Source organism: Streptomyces sp. NPDC006552 (genome assembly GCF_040611655.1).
GTDB lineage: Bacteria > Actinomycetota > Actinomycetes > Streptomycetales > Streptomycetaceae > Streptomyces.
In genome coordinates, this window is sequence record NZ_JBEXOS010000002.1 from 21,991 (window position 1) to 36,515 (window position 14,525).

Genomic DNA, 14,525 nt, shown 5'->3' on the forward strand with positions numbered 1-14,525 from the left:
TCGCGGCAGGAGTGGTTGAAGAAGCATCTGCGTCGCGCGCCGGCTCGGGATGAGGAGTGGGTTCGTCGCGCTCGCCTGCTCCACGGACGTTCGTAGAGCTACCGCCAGACCGGTTCGATCAGCGCCGGATCGAAGACGCGCCGGCCGCGCCCTGCTGGGTGAATCATTACCGCCGACAGGCTGTGCAACACGATCTCCTGCTGGCGCTCCACGGGGAGGTCGAAGAACTCGGCCAACGACAGATCGCTAACCGCTTCCTGGGCCTCCGCCTGCTTCTGGTCCTTATAGAAGCGGGCCCGCGCCAACTTGAGTTCGTCGCGCTCCTTCTCCTTGGAGGGAAGGAGCTGAAGCAGCGTGGAAACGGTGATTTGCTTCGACTTCTCCGCTTCAAGGAGCTGGGCAATGTCGGCCTGAACTGCTGCCAACTCGCCCTCTCCGAGCCACTGTTGCTCGACGGGCACCCCGCGCGCTGCCGCCTTGTCCCGCTGTTCTTCAAGTACGAGTTCCGCGATCAGCTTGTCCACGGGATCGCCCACCCGCCCCACCTTGCCGCACCCGCCGTTGACGACTGAGCACTGGTACGAGAACCGCGATGCCTTGGATTCAGGCTTCCATTTCTGGTTGACCTGGCCTCGGATCTTGGTCTTGCATAGCCCGCATCGCGCGATCCCAGAGAGCAGGTACTTGCGGCCCCGGTTCTGCCCCGGCCGCTGCTGCAACTTTCGCTCCGCGACGGCTGCGCGTACCGCCTCCCACTCGGCAAGTGTGTTGATCGGCTCCCACTCGCCCTTGATGGGCTCGCCGTTGTCGCCGGTCAGAATCTCGCCGTGATAGGTCCGGTAGCCAACCAGCCGGGGGTTGGTCAGGATGTGTTCTACGTGGTGGTGTGCCATGCGTTTGGTGCCGGCGCGCGGGTTGCCGAGGCCCTGTTCCCACCATCGCGTGCGGATCGTGCCGACGCGGACGCCGGCCAGGATCTCCTGTTGGGCCTCCTTGATGGCCTTCGCGGCAACAGGGTCGACCTTGGTGCGGTCGTCCTTCTGCCATCCGTACGGAGCGGGTCCGCCGCTGTCCTTGCCCTGCTGGGCCAATTCCAGATGCTTGCGCTTGATGCGCCGGGACGCGTCGTGAGACGACTTGTCGGCGAACGCCACCATGACGCGGGCCATCGTCCGGCCGTCGGGCGTTCCCAGGTTCACGTCGTTCGTGACCGTGGCGAACTCCGACTTGGGCCGTTGGTCGTAGATTTCGATGAGCCGTTCGAGGTCCCGCGGCTGGCGAGCGAGCCGGTCAAGGTCGTACGCGACAATGCCGTCGATAAGGCCAGCCCGGAGATCGTTCAGCATCAGCTCGAACTCGTCGCGCACGACATTCCGCTTGAACGCTGAGACGTCGTTGTCCGCGTAGACCTTCACAGCCTGCCAGGACCGAAGGTCGGCAAGACGCTCGCAGTCCTGTTGCTGGCGGGCCACGCCAAGCGCTTCGCCCTCGTCGTCCCGAGAGATTCGGGTGTAGATCCCCACTTTGCGCGCCACGATGACCGGGCCTCCCCATGCAACTCAGTGTGAGGAGACTACTACTCTCATACGGTCAAGTCAGCCTAAGCGTGAACAAGCCCGTCGTGAAGCGGGCCGGGCAGGTCCTGGACGCGTAGACCCGCGCGCGTCTCCTGGGTTCAGGGGGCAACCATCGTCGGCCTTCGCGGGTCTTGCCGGTGTTGTTGTCCGCAACACGAACACCAGGAGAACCGCCGTGAAACGCAGATATCGCCGCGCCGCACTGGCCGCATCCGTCGTCGCCGCCGTGGCGGGAGGGCTGCTGGTCGTGGCCCCAGGGGCGGCGGTCGCGGCCGGGTCCGGTGTCCCGAGTGACTTCAATGGTGACGGGCGGGCCGACCTGGCCGTCGGTGCGCCGGGGACCCGCGTCGGCGGCAAGGTCTTCGGCAAGGGCAGCGACGGGATCAACGGTGCCGGGTCCGTCGTCGCCTACTACGCCGGGGCCGACGGGGTGACCCCCGCCCGCCACACCTACGTGGACCAGGACAAGGCCGACGGGCCCGGCAGCGCCGAGGCGTACGACCTGTTCGGTGCGGCGACCGCCGCCGGTGACTTCGACGGGGACGGGTTCGCGGACCTCGCGGTCGGCGCGCCGCGCGAAGACGTGCCGGGTGACAAGGACAACGGCGAGGTGCAGATCCTGTGGGGCTCCCCGGAGGGGCTCGGCAAGGGCACGGTTCTCGCGGATCCCGCGCCGACCCGGCACGATCACTTCGGTGTGGCGCTCGCCGCCGGTGACTTCGACGGGGACGGGAAGACCGACCTGGTGGCCGGGTCCTCCTCCGGCACCCTGGACATCTTCACAGGCGGTGTCGGCAAGGACGGCAGGCCGGGCGCGACGGGTTCGCGTGCCCTGCCGCTGCGCGGTGCCACGGACGCGGGAATTCTGGGTCTCACCGCGGGCGACGTCAACAAGGACGGTCGTACGGACCTGGTCGTGGACGGGCTGAGCGACAAGGCGGACGCGGCGGGCGTCCATAACAACACCAACTACTACCTGCCGGGTTCGGCGAGCGGGCTGACCGCGGTCGGCAGCAAGCGGCTCGGCGGCGGGGAGAGCGCGGCCGTCGGCGACATCGACGGTGACGGTTTCGGTGACATCGCCATCGGTGCCTTCTGGGGCCGGACCACGGCGGACGGTCCGATCGGCGGCCGGGTCGTCATCAACTACGGTTCCGCCAAAGGTGTTTCGGCGCGTACGCAGACCCTCACCGAGGAGTCGGGGAACATACCCGGCGACTCGGAGGACTGGGACAAGTTCGGCAGTTCCGTCGCGCTCGGGGACATCGACGGTGACGGCAGAGCGGATCTGGCGATCGGCGCCCAGCAGGAGGACTTCCGGGGCGCCGACGGCCAGATGTACTACCGGGCGGGTTCGGTCACGCTGCTGTACGGCAGCGCGGAGGGCGCCGACACCACCGACCGTGTGCAGTACTTCCACCAGGCCAGCCCGGGTGTTCCCGGTGCATGGCGTTCCGGGGCGGCGTTCGGCTCGAACGTGCTGATGAACGACCTGAACGGGGATCACCGGGCGGACGTGGCGGTCGGTGCCCTGTGGGACGACAACGGCGACGGTTCGGTGACCGTGCTGCCCTCGGACGGGCAGAAGGTGAGCGCTGAGGTGCCCGGCGTGGTCCGGCTGCGCGGCAAGGAAGCCGAGATGGACCCGGTGGGGTACCCGCAGTTCGGGGCCGCGCTGAACAACTCCCGGCCGCTGAAAGACCTCGTGTACGGGAAGCAGTAGCGGGCGCTCTCCCTTGCCCGGGGCCGACCCGGGCGAGGGGCCGGCCCGGTCAAGGGTCGGGCCCGGTCAAGGGGCCGGCCCCGCACCGGCGGCCGGCTCGCTCAGAACGTGCCGAGCTTGATGATCGACAGCAGCGCGATCAGCTGGATCGCGCTCGCCGCGAGCGCCTTGGGCCACGGCAGGTCGTGCGACTTGGCCACCATCGTGGTGAGCAGCGCGCCGGCGCCCAGCCAGGTCACCCAGCCGAGCAGCTGGACGAAGCTCTCGTCGCCGCCGAGGAACATGCCGACGATCAGGCGGGGGGTGTCGGTGAGGGCGGCGATCAGCATCGACATGCCGACCGTGGGCTGCCAGGCGCCGTCGCCCTGGAGCTGGCGGGCCAGGGTGTGGGTGACCACGCCGAGCACGAAGAAGCTGATCGTGATGGCGACGCCGGTGAACAGGACGTAAGGGATCGCCGTGCCGAGCGTGGCGTTGATCACGTCCTCGCGGGCGCCGTCGAAACCGAAGACCGCCAGCAGGCCGTAGAGGAACGTGACGATGAGGGCCGGGGCCCACATCGCGTAGTCGCGCATCTGGAGGTAGGTGGGGGCGGGGCGCAGGATCACGCCGCTGAGCAACTGCTTCCAGTGCAGGCGCGGGCCGACCGGGCCGGGCGCCGAGCCCGCCTGGTACGTGGCGCCCTGGGTGTAGGCGTCCTGGCCGTACGGGGCGCCCTGGCCCTGGGGGTAGGGGTCGTCGTGCACGGAGAACGCCTGGGTGTGGCCCGGGTTGTTCGCCGCGTACGGGTCGTAGCCGCCCTGCGGGGGCCGGGGCGTGCCGGGGTCGCCGAAGTACTCCGGCTCACCGTGCCCGTTGCCGCCCTGGGGCCACTGCCGGGCCCCGTGGTGCTGCGGTTGCCCCTGCGGCGCTTCGCGGTTGTCCCGGCCGCGTCCGTTCCTGAATCCAGCCACACGTCGAACGTACCTGGTTTCCCGGGACGTGTGCCGGGCCCGAGGGCCTCGGTGCGGCTTTGCGTCTGAGCTGTGACATCCCCTAGGGGACCCGTAGGGGGCGGGCGCTCGGCTCGCCCGGGCAGCGAAGAGGGCACCCCGCACAGGCGGGGTGCCCTCAACGGCGTACGGGATCCGGCTACTTGGCCGGTTCCGGTTCCGGCGCGTCCGTCGGCTCCGGCTCACCCGCGGGCGGCGGGTCGGAGGGGGTCTTCACCGAGTCGAGCAGCAGCTGGGCCACGTCGACGACCTGGACGGACTCCTTGGCCTTGCCGTCGTTCTTCTTGCCGTTGACCGAGTCGGTCAGCATGACGAGGCAGAACGGGCAGGCGGTGGAGACGATGTCCGGGTTGAGCGAGAGGGCCTCGTCGACGCGCTCGTTGTTGATGCGCTTGCCGATCCGCTCCTCCATCCACATGCGGGCGCCGCCGGCGCCGCAGCAGAAGCCGCGCTCCTTGTGGCGGTGCATCTCCTCGTTGCGCAGACCGGGGACGCTGGAGATGATCTCGCGTGGCGGGGAGTAGATCTTGTTGTGGCGGCCCAGGTAGCACGGGTCGTGGTAGGTGATGAGGCCCTCGACCGGCGTGACGGGGACGAGCTTGCCCTCGTCGACGAGGTGCTGGAGCAACTGCGTGTGGTGGATGACCTCGTAGTCGCCGCCGAGCTGCGGGTACTCGTTGCCGATCGTGTTGAGGCAGTGCGGGCAGGTGGCGACGATCTTCTTGACCGTCTTCGGCTTCTTCGACTCGGCGGTGACCTTGCCGTCGTCGTCGTACTCCTCGCCGAAGGCCATGTTCAGGGCCATGACGTTCTCCTGGCCGAGCTGCTGGAAGAGCGGCTCGTTGCCCAGGCGGCGGGCGGAGTCACCGGTGCACTTCTCGTCGCCGCCCATGATCGCGAACTTCACGCCCGCGATGTTCAGCAGCTCGGCGAAGGCCTTGGTGGTCTTCTTGGCGCGGTCCTCCAGGGCGCCGGCGCAGCCGACCCAGTAGAGGTACTCGATCTCGGTGAGGTCCTCGATGTCCTTGCCGACGACCGGCACCTCGAAGTCGAGTTCCTTGAGCCACTCCAGGCGCTGCTTCTTCGCCAGGCCCCAGGGGTTGCCCTTCTTCTCCAGGTTCTTGAGCATCGTGCCCGCCTCGGACGGGAACGCGGACTCGATCATCACCTGGTAGCGGCGCATGTCGACGATGTGGTCGATGTGCTCGATGTCGACCGGGCACTGCTCGACGCAGGCGCCGCAGGTGGTGCAGGACCACAGGACGTCCGGGTCGATGACGCCGTTCTCTTCGAGGGTGCCGATCAGCGGGCGCTCGGCTTCCGCGAGGGCGGCGGCGGGCACGTCCTTGAGCTGCTCCTCGGTGGCCTTCTCCTCGCCCTCCATGGTCTTGCCGCCACCGGCGAGCAGGTAGGGCGCCTTGGCGTGCGCGTGGTCGCGCAGCGACATGATCAGGAGCTTGGGGGAGAGCGGCTTGCCGGTGTTCCAGGCGGGGCACTGCGACTGGCAGCGGCCGCACTCGGTGCAGGTGGAGAAGTCGAGCAGGCCCTTCCAGGAGAACTGCTCGACCTGGGAGACGCCGAAGACGGCGTCCTCGGCCGGGTCCTCCCAGTCGATCGCCTCGCCCTGGGAGGTCATCGGCAGCAGCGCGCCCAGCGACGTGGCGCCGTCGGCCTTGCGCTTGAACCAGATGTTCGGGAAGGCCAGGAAGCGGTGCCAGGCCACGCCCATGTCGGTCTTGAGGGCGACCGTGATCATCCAGATGAAGGAGGTCGCGATCTTCAGCCCGGCGAAGAAGTAGGTGAGGGTCTGGAGGGTGGAGAGGTCCATGCCCTCCAGCCAGTTCACCACCGGGTAGGAGATGAAGAACGAGGACTCGTACGAGTCGACGTGGTGCTGGGCGCCTTCGAGGGCGTGCAGCATGAAGATGCAGACGCCGACGACGAGGATGACGGCCTCGACGAAGTACGCCTGGCCGAAGTTGGAGCCGGCGAAGCGGGACTTGCGGCCCGGCTTGTTCGGCTTGCTCAGCTGGCGGACCACGATCAGGACGAGGATGCCGAGCACCGTCATGGTGCCGATGAACTCGACGAAGACGTTGTAGGGCGCCCAGTCGCCGAGGACCGGCAGCAGCCAGTCGGCCTTGAAGAGCTGGCCGATGGCGTTGACGATCGTCAGCAGCAGCGTGAAGAAGCCCACCGCCACGAACCAGTGCGCGACACCGATGATGCCCCAGCGGTTCATCCGGGTGTGGCCGAGGAATTCCTTGGCCACGGTGACGGTGCGCTGTACGGGCTCGTCGGTGCGGGTGCCCGCGGGCACGTTCTGGCCGAGCCGCATGAAGTTGTAGATCTGCAGGACGGCGCGGGCGAACAGGGCCGTGCCGACCACGATCAGAACCAGCGACACGATGATCGCGGCGAGTTGCATTGAGGGCTCCTCGGGCCTGCGAGGTGGTCTCGTCGTTGACGTACCAGTGATTACTAAGCGGTAACTTATGCAGTCCGTCTGAGACTACCCACTTACGCGATCGCAATGTAGTCGCCCGGGTCGTGATCTGCGTCGCTGAGGGCACCCTCGCCGGGCCGCCGGTCTCCCGGGTCCGCGCGGCCGCCGGCAAAGCCGATCGTGTTATTCACCCCATATGCGGACATTACGGATTAGCTTGTGGAGGGCTCCGGACGGGCGCGCCCGCCGGTGCCACCCCGCCACCGCCCGGCGTCCCTGGGACGCCGCGACCCACCGAGGGGCCCCACGATGACCGCAGCCGCGCCGTGTCCGGTCCCCCCGGCCCGGGCCTGACCATGCTGTACGGGACCGCCGCCGCGGCGACCGCCCTGCTGCTCTCCCTCTCCCTGACCGCCGCTCTGCGCCTGGCGGCCCCCGGCGACCGGCGGCGCGGCGCGCGCCCGGCGCGGACCCGGGCCGTGCCGCGGCTCGGCGGGGCCGCGGTGGCCGGGACCCTCGCCGTCGTGCTCGGGGCGGGCATCGCCACCGGGCGCGTCGCGCCGGACACCGCCGCCGGCCCGCTGCTGCTCGCCGCGGGCGCCGTCGCCCTCCTGGGGTTCCTCGACGACCTGCGCCCGCGCGGGGTGCGGGCCCGCGTCGTCGTGCAGGCGGCCGCCGCCAGCGTGGTGGTGCACGGCACCCAGCTCGGCCTGGTGGCGGGCGCGGCGGCCGTGCTGTGGATCGTCTTCGTGACGAACGCCTTCGCGCTCCTGGACGCCTTCGACGGGGCGCTCGGCGTCGTCGGCACCGTCACCGCGCTCGGCCTGTGCGTCTGTGCCGGGGCGCAGCGGGCCGGCTCGCTCGCCGTCGTCCTCGGCCTGCTCGCCGCCTCCCTCACCGGCTTCCTGGCGCACAACTGGTATCCGGCGCGCATCCGGGCCGGCAGCTGCGGCGCGCTGCTCACCGGGTTCCTGCTGGCGGGCGCGGCCCTGATCCTCACCACCGGGCCCGCGACGGCCGCCACGCCCGCCGCCCTGTTCGCCCTGACCGTCGTGGTGAGCACCGACGCGGCGCTGGTGGTGCTGGCGCGGCGGCTCGCGGGGCGCGGGGTGCTGCGCCGCGGCCCCGACCACCTCGGGCACCGGCTGCGCCGCCTCGGGCTCACCCCGCCCGGCGTCGCGGTGGTGCTCGGCGCGGCGAGCGCGCTGGGCACGGCCACCGGGGTGCTGCTGCACCGCGGCACCGTCGGCGCCCCGGCCGCGTGGTGGCTGGCCGGGGCCGCGCTGGTCTCGGTGGCGCTGCTGGTGCGGGTGCCGGTCCCGGCGGGGCGCGGGCGGCCGCGGGCGGCCCGGGCACAGGCGGCGGAGCTGATGCGGGCCGAGCTGTGAGGGCGGCGGCGCCCGTACACGTACTGAGGGACACGCCGGTGTACACGTACACCCCCACGCGAAGGAGCAGACGGATGACGGGTCTCGGCCGGATGCGGGAGCTGGCACGGCAACTCGCCCACTTCGAGATCGACCTGGTGCTGGACTCCGGCGGCCAGGACGGCGCCTTCGGGCGGGCGCTGCGGCGGCGCGGCTACCGGGGCCGGATCGTCTCCTTCGAGCCGTTCGGCGGGCCCCGGGCCGGAGTGCGCCGGGCCGCCGCCCGCGACCGGGGCTGGCACGTGCTGCCGTACGCGCTCGGCGACCGGGACCGCGCCTGGGTGCGGCGCCTGGACGGGGTCTGGGAGGAGGTCGTCGCGCCCGGCGAGCGGGTGCTGCTCCAGGTCGACTCCGGGCCCGAGCTGCCCCAGGTCCTCGCCGGGGCGGGGGAGTTCGGCGGCGACCTGGCACTCGTACGGACCGGTGTCGCCCACGAGGCGGTGTTCGCGTGAGGGTCGCGCTGGTCCACCACTTTTCGGGCCCGGACGCGAGCGGCGCCGCGGACGAGGCCGTCCTCGACCAGGCCGCGGCCCTGGGCCGCGCGGGCCACGAGGTCCGCCTCGTCACCACCCGCGCCGACGGCCCGCGCCACCCGGCCCGGCCCGCCGCCCGGCGCGCCGTCACCCCCGTCAGCGGGCACGGCCGCGACCCGCTGCCCGCGCTGCGCGCCTTCGCGCCGGACGTGGTGCACGTCCACGACCTGCCGTCCGGCGCCGGCCGCTCCTGGACCGCGGAGTGGACCCGGCCGCTCGTGACGACCCTGCACGACCACCGGCCGCTGTGCGGCGCGGCCGCCCCGTCTGCGGACGGCGCGCCGTGCCCGTGCGTCGACGGGGAGCGGCGGACCGGGCTGTGGCACGCCCCGCACCTGGGCGCGCGCCTGGCGACGCTCCCGCGCGCGTGGGCGGCGGCCCGCGGCGGGGTGCGGCGCGATCCGCTGCTGCGGCGGGCCGACCGCGTGATCGTGCTCTCCGACCTGAGCCGGGAGACGTACGAGCGGGCCGGGCTGCCAGCGGAGCGGCTCACCGTGGTGCCGCACTTCGTGCCCGTGGCGGACGACGTGGTGAGCATGGGCGGCGACGCCTTCGTGGTCGTCGCGCGGCTCGCGCCGGAGGAGAACGTCCTCGGCCTGCTGCGCCACTGGCCCGCGGGTCGGCGGCTCGACGTGGTGGGCACGGGCCCGCTGGAGCACGCCTGCCGGGCGGCCGCGCCCGCGTCGGTCCGGTTCCTCGGCGCGCTCGGGCGGCCCGCGCTGCGCCGCCTGCTGCCCGCCTGCCGCGGGCTCGTCCACCCCGGCCCCTGGGCCGCGGGCGCGGTGCCCGCCGTGTATCCGCAGGCGCTGGCGGCGGGGCTGCCCGTGCTCGCCTTCGAGGGGTCGGCGGCGCCGCGTGCCGTGCGGGCCGACGGCACCGGCACGGTCGCCGCGTGGGACGCCCCGCTGGCGCCGGCGCTCGACGCGGCCGCGCGCCTCTTCCCGACCCTGCGCGCCCACTGCCGCGGGGTCTGCGCGAAGCGGTACGGGGAGCAGGTGTGGGTGGAGCGCATGGAGCAGCTCTACACCTCGCTGACCTAGGGCGCTGCGGCTCAGGGCGCTGCCCGCCCCGCCGTGACGGCGCGCACGACGGTCACCACGTAGGGAGCGACCATCAGGACGGGGGCCCGGACACCGGTGTGCCGCCAGCAGTAGACCCACCACTGCCATACCGGCAGCTCGGGCGCCGGGCGGTGGGCGAGGTGGCGGTCGCCGACGTGGCGCGGGGCGACGTAGGCGGCGACGCCCGCGCGCCGGGCGCGGAAGCCGTGGTCGTAGTCGCCCATGCCGTGCCGGAAGACCTTGTCGATGTCGCCGACCCGCTCCCGTACGCCCCAGGGCAGCAGGACAACGTCGCCGTCGTACGTGTCGCAGGGCTCGGGGAGGCCGTCCGGTTCGACCAGGGCGAGCGCGCGGCCGTGGCGGCGGCCCGAGTGGACGGTGGCGCCCTCGTACCGGACGGCGCCCACGACGACGGCCTCCTCGTCCAGGGCGGCCGACACGTCCAGGAGCTGGGCGAGCGCGTCCGGGGCGAGCAGGACGCCGTCGTCGAGCCACAGTTGGTGCGTGGGCTCCGCGCGACCGGCCGCCCGGCTGTTGCGGCTGGCGAGCCGCATCCCCTCGCCCCAGTGGACGTCCGCGCCGACGACCGTCACCTGGACGCCGGGGTGGGCGCGGCGCACCGTTTCGGCGGTGCCGTCCGTGGAACCCGCGTCGACCAGATGCACCCGTACGCGGGTACCGGCCGGCAGCGAGCGCTGCGCGGCGAGGGCGTCGAGGGCCGCGAGGGTCGTGTCGCGGCGGTTGTGGGTGGTCATCAGGACGGCGACGACGGCGACCCGGGGCAGTTCCACGGAGGCTCCTCACGGTGTGCGATCCGTTGGCGTCTCGGTAAAAGTGCTGGTCAGGGCTGGTGCGGCGGGAGTCTGCTCATAAGCGCAGGATAAAAGTTGAGCGAGTTCGACTCATGTCTGTTGACGCGGAGGGGGGTGATGTTGCAGTCTTGAGTCAGTTCCACTCAAGTATCAGCTGGAGGAATCGAAATGGCACGTGCGGTCGGCATCGACCTGGGCACGACTAACTCCGTCGTCAGCGTTCTCGAAGGCGGCGAGCCCACCGTCATCACCAACGCCGAGGGCGCCAGGACCACGCCGTCCGTCGTCGCCTTCGCCAAGAACGGTGAGGTGCTCGTCGGCGAGGTCGCCAAGCGCCAGGCGGTCACGAACGTGGACCGGACCATCCGCTCCGTCAAGCGCCACATGGGCACTGACTGGAAGATCGACCTGGATGGCAAGGACTTCAACCCGCAGCAGATCTCCGCGTTCATCCTGCAGAAGCTGAAGCGGGACGCGGAGTCGTACCTCGGCGAGAAGGTCACGGACGCGGTCATCACCGTCCCGGCGTACTTCAACGACTCGGAGCGTCAGGCGACGAAGGAGGCCGGCGAGATCGCGGGCCTGAACGTCCTGCGCATCGTGAACGAGCCGACGGCCGCCGCTCTCGCGTACGGCCTCGACAAGGACGACCAGACGATCCTCGTCTTCGACCTCGGTGGCGGCACCTTCGACGTGTCCCTCCTGGAGATCGGCGACGGCGTCGTCGAGGTGAAGGCCACGAACGGCGACAACCACCTCGGTGGTGACGACTGGGACCAGCGCGTCGTCGACTACCTGGTCAAGCAGTTCAACAACGGCCACGGCGTGGACCTCGCCAAGGACAAGATGGCGCTCCAGCGCCTGCGCGAGGCGGCCGAGAAGGCCAAGATCGAGCTCTCGTCCTCGACCGAGACCACGATCAACCTGCCCTACATCACGGCCTCCGCCGAGGGCCCGCTGCACCTGGACGAGAAGCTCACCCGCGCCCAGTTCCAGCAGCTCACGTCCGACCTCCTGGAGCGCTGCAAGACGCCGTTCCACAACGTCATCAAGGACGCGGGCATCCAGCTCTCCGAGATCGACCACGTCGTTCTCGTCGGTGGCTCGACCCGTATGCCGGCCGTCGCCGAGCTCGTCAAGGAGCTGACGGGCGGCAACGAGGCGAACAAGGGCGTGAACCCGGACGAGGTCGTCGCCATCGGCGCCGCGCTCCAGGCCGGTGTCCTCAAGGGCGAGGTCAAGGACGTCCTGCTGCTCGACGTCACCCCGCTGTCCCTGGGCATCGAGACCAAGGGCGGCATCATGACGAAGCTCATCGAGCGCAACACCACGATCCCGACCAAGCGCTCGGAGATCTTCACGACGGCCGAGGACAACCAGCCGTCGGTGCAGATCCAGGTCTACCAGGGCGAGCGCGAGATCGCGGCGTACAACAAGAAGCTCGGGATGTTCGAGCTGACCGGTCTGCCGCCGGCCCCGCGCGGTGTCCCGCAGATCGAGGTCGCCTTCGACATCGACGCCAACGGCATCATGCACGTGACCGCGAAGGACCTCGGCACGGGCAAGGAGCAGAAGATGACCGTCACCGGTGGCTCCTCGCTGCCGAAGGACGAGGTCAACCGGATGCGCGAAGAGGCCGAGAAGTACGCCGAGGAGGACCACGCCCGCCGCGAGGCCGCCGAGTCGCGCAACCAGGGCGAGCAGCTCGTCTACCAGACGGAGAAGTTCCTCGCGGACAACGCGGAGAAGGTCCCCGGTGACGTGAAGACCGAGGTCGAGGAAGCCGTCGGCGAGCTGAAGGAGAAGCTCAAGGGCGAGGACACGGCCGAGATCCGCACCGCCACCGAGAAGGTCGCCGCGGTCTCCCAGAAGCTGGGCCAGGCCATGTACGCGGACGCGCAGGCCGCAGGCGCCGAGGGCGCGGCCCCGGGCGCCGAGGGCGCCGCGGGTCCGAACATGTCCAAGGACGACGACGTCGTCGACGCCGAGATCGTCGACGACGAGAAGGACCAGAAGGGTGGCGCCGCCTGATGACGGAGGAGACCCCGGGCCTGGGCGGCGAGAACGCCGAGCAGCCTGACGTCCCCTCCGGCGCCGACGACGCCGCGCCGAAGGCCCCCGAGCCCTCCACCCAGGAGGGCCCGGCGGCCCCGGCCGGGGACGCGAGCAAGGCGGAGCAGGACGCGGGTGTGACCGCCCAGCTGGACCAGGCACGCGCCGCGCTCAGTGAGCGCACCGCGGACCTCCAGCGCCTGCAGGCCGAGTACCAGAACTACCGGCGCCGCGTGGAGCGGGACCGGGTGCAGGTCAAGGAGATCGCGGTCGCGAACCTCCTGACCGAGCTGCTGCCCGTCCTCGACGACGTCGGCCGGGCCCGTGAGCACGGCGAACTCGTCGGCGGCTTCAAGTCCGTCGCGGAGTCGCTGGAGACGGCCGCGGCCAAGCTGGGCCTCCAGCAGTTCGGCAAGGAGGGCGAGCCCTTCGACCCGACGGTCCACGAGGCCCTGATGCACAGCTACGCGCCGGACGTCACCGAGACGACCTGTGTGGCGATCCTGCAGCCGGGTTACCGGATCGGCGAGCGCACCATCCGCCCCGCGCGGGTGGCCGTGGCCGAGCCGCAGCCGGGCGCGCAGGCCGGCACGTCCGACGCGGCGGACGCCTCCGAGGCGGACGCGGAGAAGGAGAGCGGTGGCCCGGACGAGGGCTGACGTCATCCGCAGGACAACCGAAGTGAGTGAGGAGGGACGTCGAGGCCGATGAGCACCAAGGACTTCATCGAGAAGGACTACTACAAGGTCCTCGGCGTCCCCAAGGACGCCACCGACGCCGAGGTCAAGAAGGCGTACCGCAAGCTCGCCCGGGAGAACCACCCGGACGCCAACAAGGGCAACGAGAAGGCGGAGGAGCGCTTCAAGGAGATCTCCGAGGCGAACGACGTCCTGGGGGACCCCAAGAAGCGCAAGGAGTACGACGAGGCACGCGCCCTCTTCGGCAACGGAGGGTTCCGTCCGGGACCCGGCGGCGCCGGCGGCGGCACGTTCAACTTCGACCTGGGCGACCTCTTCGGAGGCGGCGCCCAGGGCCAGGGCGGCTCGGGCGGGTTCGGCGGCGGCATCGGCGATGTCTTCGGCGGCCTGTTCAACCGGGGCGGCGCGGGCGCGGGCACCCGTACCCAGCCGCGCCGCGGCCAGGACATCGAGTCCGAGGTGTCGCTCAGCTTCACCGAGGCGGTGGACGGCGCGACGGTTCCGCTGCGCATGTCCTCCCAGGCGCCCTGCAAGGCGTGCTCGGGCACCGGCGACAAGAACGGCACACCGCGCGTCTGCCCGACCTGCGTCGGCACCGGGCAGGTCTCGCGGGGTGGCGGTGGCGGCTTCTCCCTCACCGACCCCTGCGTGGACTGCAAGGGGCGCGGCCTCATCGCCGAGACCCCCTGCGAGGTCTGCAAGGGCTCGGGCCGCGCCAAGTCCTCGCGCACCATGCAGGTCCGTATCCCGGCCGGGGTCGCGGACGGGCAGCGCATCCGGCTGCGCGGCAAGGGCGGCCCCGGTGAGCGGGGCGGCCCGGCGGGCGATCTGTACGTGGTCGTCCACGTCGCCGCGCACCCCGTCTTCGGCCGCAAGGGCGACAACCTCACGGTGACCGTGCCCGTCACGTTCACCGAGGCGACGCTCGGCGGCGAGGTCAAGGTGCCCACGCTCGGCGGTCCCGCCGTCACCCTGAAGCTGCCGCCGGGCACGCCGAACGGGCGGACGATGCGGGCCCGCGGCAAGGGCGCCGTCCGCAAGGACGGCACGCGTGGCGACCTCCTGGTCACGGTCGAGGTGGCCGTCCCCAAGGAGGAGGACCTTTCCGACGAGGCCCGGTCGGCCCTGGAGTCGCTGCGCAAGGCGACTGAGGACACCGATGTGCGGGCAGAACTGTTTCAGGCCGCGAAGGGAGCTTGAGCGA

At 71.2% G+C, this 14,525-nt stretch carries 11 protein-coding genes; 7 read left to right on the forward strand and 4 right to left on the reverse strand.

Features of this window, described 5'->3' with window-relative positions; translation table 11 throughout:
- Nucleotides 1-98: 98 nt before the first annotated feature.
- On the reverse strand, nucleotides 99-1,535 hold the full coding sequence (locus ABZY33_RS01340) for a recombinase family protein (RefSeq protein WP_356489368.1): 1,437 nt from the start codon (nucleotides 1,533-1,535) through the stop codon (nucleotides 99-101).
- Between the two features lie 217 nt (nucleotides 1,536-1,752).
- On the opposite strand from ABZY33_RS01340, the gene ABZY33_RS01345 reads away from it, so the two are divergent.
- Nucleotides 1,753-3,300 (forward strand): FG-GAP-like repeat-containing protein, encoded by a 1,548-nt coding sequence (locus tag ABZY33_RS01345; RefSeq protein WP_356489369.1) that lies wholly within the window; start codon nucleotides 1,753-1,755, stop codon nucleotides 3,298-3,300.
- Nucleotides 3,301-3,401: 101 nt separating this feature from the next.
- On the opposite strand, the gene ABZY33_RS01350 is transcribed toward ABZY33_RS01345, so the two are convergent.
- Nucleotides 3,402-4,253: a Yip1 family protein gene (locus tag ABZY33_RS01350; RefSeq protein ID WP_356489370.1), complete on the reverse strand. Its 852-nt coding sequence runs from the start codon at nucleotides 4,251-4,253 to the stop codon at nucleotides 3,402-3,404.
- 178 nt (nucleotides 4,254-4,431) lie between these two features.
- Nucleotides 4,432-6,720, reverse strand: a complete 2,289-nt coding sequence (locus ABZY33_RS01355) for a (Fe-S)-binding protein (protein WP_356489371.1) — start codon at nucleotides 6,718-6,720, stop codon at nucleotides 4,432-4,434.
- A 344-nt stretch (nucleotides 6,721-7,064) separates the two neighbouring features.
- Here ABZY33_RS01355 and ABZY33_RS01360 point away from each other — a divergent pair, with 344 nt between their 5' ends.
- The 3 genes from ABZY33_RS01360 to ABZY33_RS01370 all read left to right on the forward strand — a co-directional run bounded on the left by ABZY33_RS01360 (nucleotide 7,065) and on the right by ABZY33_RS01370 (nucleotide 9,738).
- Entirely contained in the window at nucleotides 7,065-8,126 is a 1,062-nt protein-coding gene (locus tag ABZY33_RS01360; protein ID WP_356489372.1) for an MraY family glycosyltransferase, read from the forward strand.
- A 74-nt stretch (nucleotides 8,127-8,200) separates the two neighbouring features.
- The gene (locus ABZY33_RS01365; protein WP_356489373.1) at nucleotides 8,201-8,617 is read left to right on the forward strand and encodes a hypothetical protein; all 417 of its coding nucleotides are present in this window, start codon (nucleotides 8,201-8,203) and stop codon (nucleotides 8,615-8,617) included.
- Nucleotides 8,614-9,738 (forward strand): glycosyltransferase family 4 protein, encoded by a 1,125-nt coding sequence (locus ABZY33_RS01370; protein ID WP_356489374.1) that lies wholly within the window; start codon nucleotides 8,614-8,616, stop codon nucleotides 9,736-9,738. Before ABZY33_RS01365 ends, ABZY33_RS01370 begins: the two co-directional genes overlap by 4 nt.
- Before the next feature lie 11 nt (nucleotides 9,739-9,749).
- Here the strand turns inward: ABZY33_RS01370 and ABZY33_RS01375 are convergent, their stop codons facing one another.
- Nucleotides 9,750-10,514 (reverse strand): glycosyltransferase, encoded by a 765-nt coding sequence (locus ABZY33_RS01375; protein WP_356489564.1) that lies wholly within the window; start codon nucleotides 10,512-10,514, stop codon nucleotides 9,750-9,752.
- Nucleotides 10,515-10,739: 225 nt separating this feature from the next.
- Here ABZY33_RS01375 and dnaK point away from each other — a divergent pair, with 225 nt between their 5' ends.
- Genes dnaK through dnaJ form a run of 3 tightly spaced genes read left to right on the forward strand, consistent with a single transcriptional unit; the run spans nucleotide 10,740 to nucleotide 14,521 of the window.
- On the forward strand, nucleotides 10,740-12,602 hold the full coding sequence (gene dnaK / locus ABZY33_RS01380) for a molecular chaperone DnaK (protein ID WP_356489375.1): 1,863 nt from the start codon (nucleotides 10,740-10,742) through the stop codon (nucleotides 12,600-12,602).
- A complete protein-coding gene (gene grpE / locus ABZY33_RS01385) occupies nucleotides 12,602-13,282 on the forward strand; it encodes a nucleotide exchange factor GrpE (RefSeq protein ID WP_356489376.1) in 681 nt (226 codons plus the stop codon). Before dnaK ends, grpE begins: the two co-directional genes overlap by 1 nt.
- Nucleotides 13,283-13,330: 48 nt before the next feature.
- Nucleotides 13,331-14,521: a molecular chaperone DnaJ gene (dnaJ, locus tag ABZY33_RS01390; protein ID WP_356489377.1), complete on the forward strand. Its 1,191-nt coding sequence runs from the start codon at nucleotides 13,331-13,333 to the stop codon at nucleotides 14,519-14,521.
- Nucleotides 14,522-14,525 lie beyond the last annotated feature (4 nt).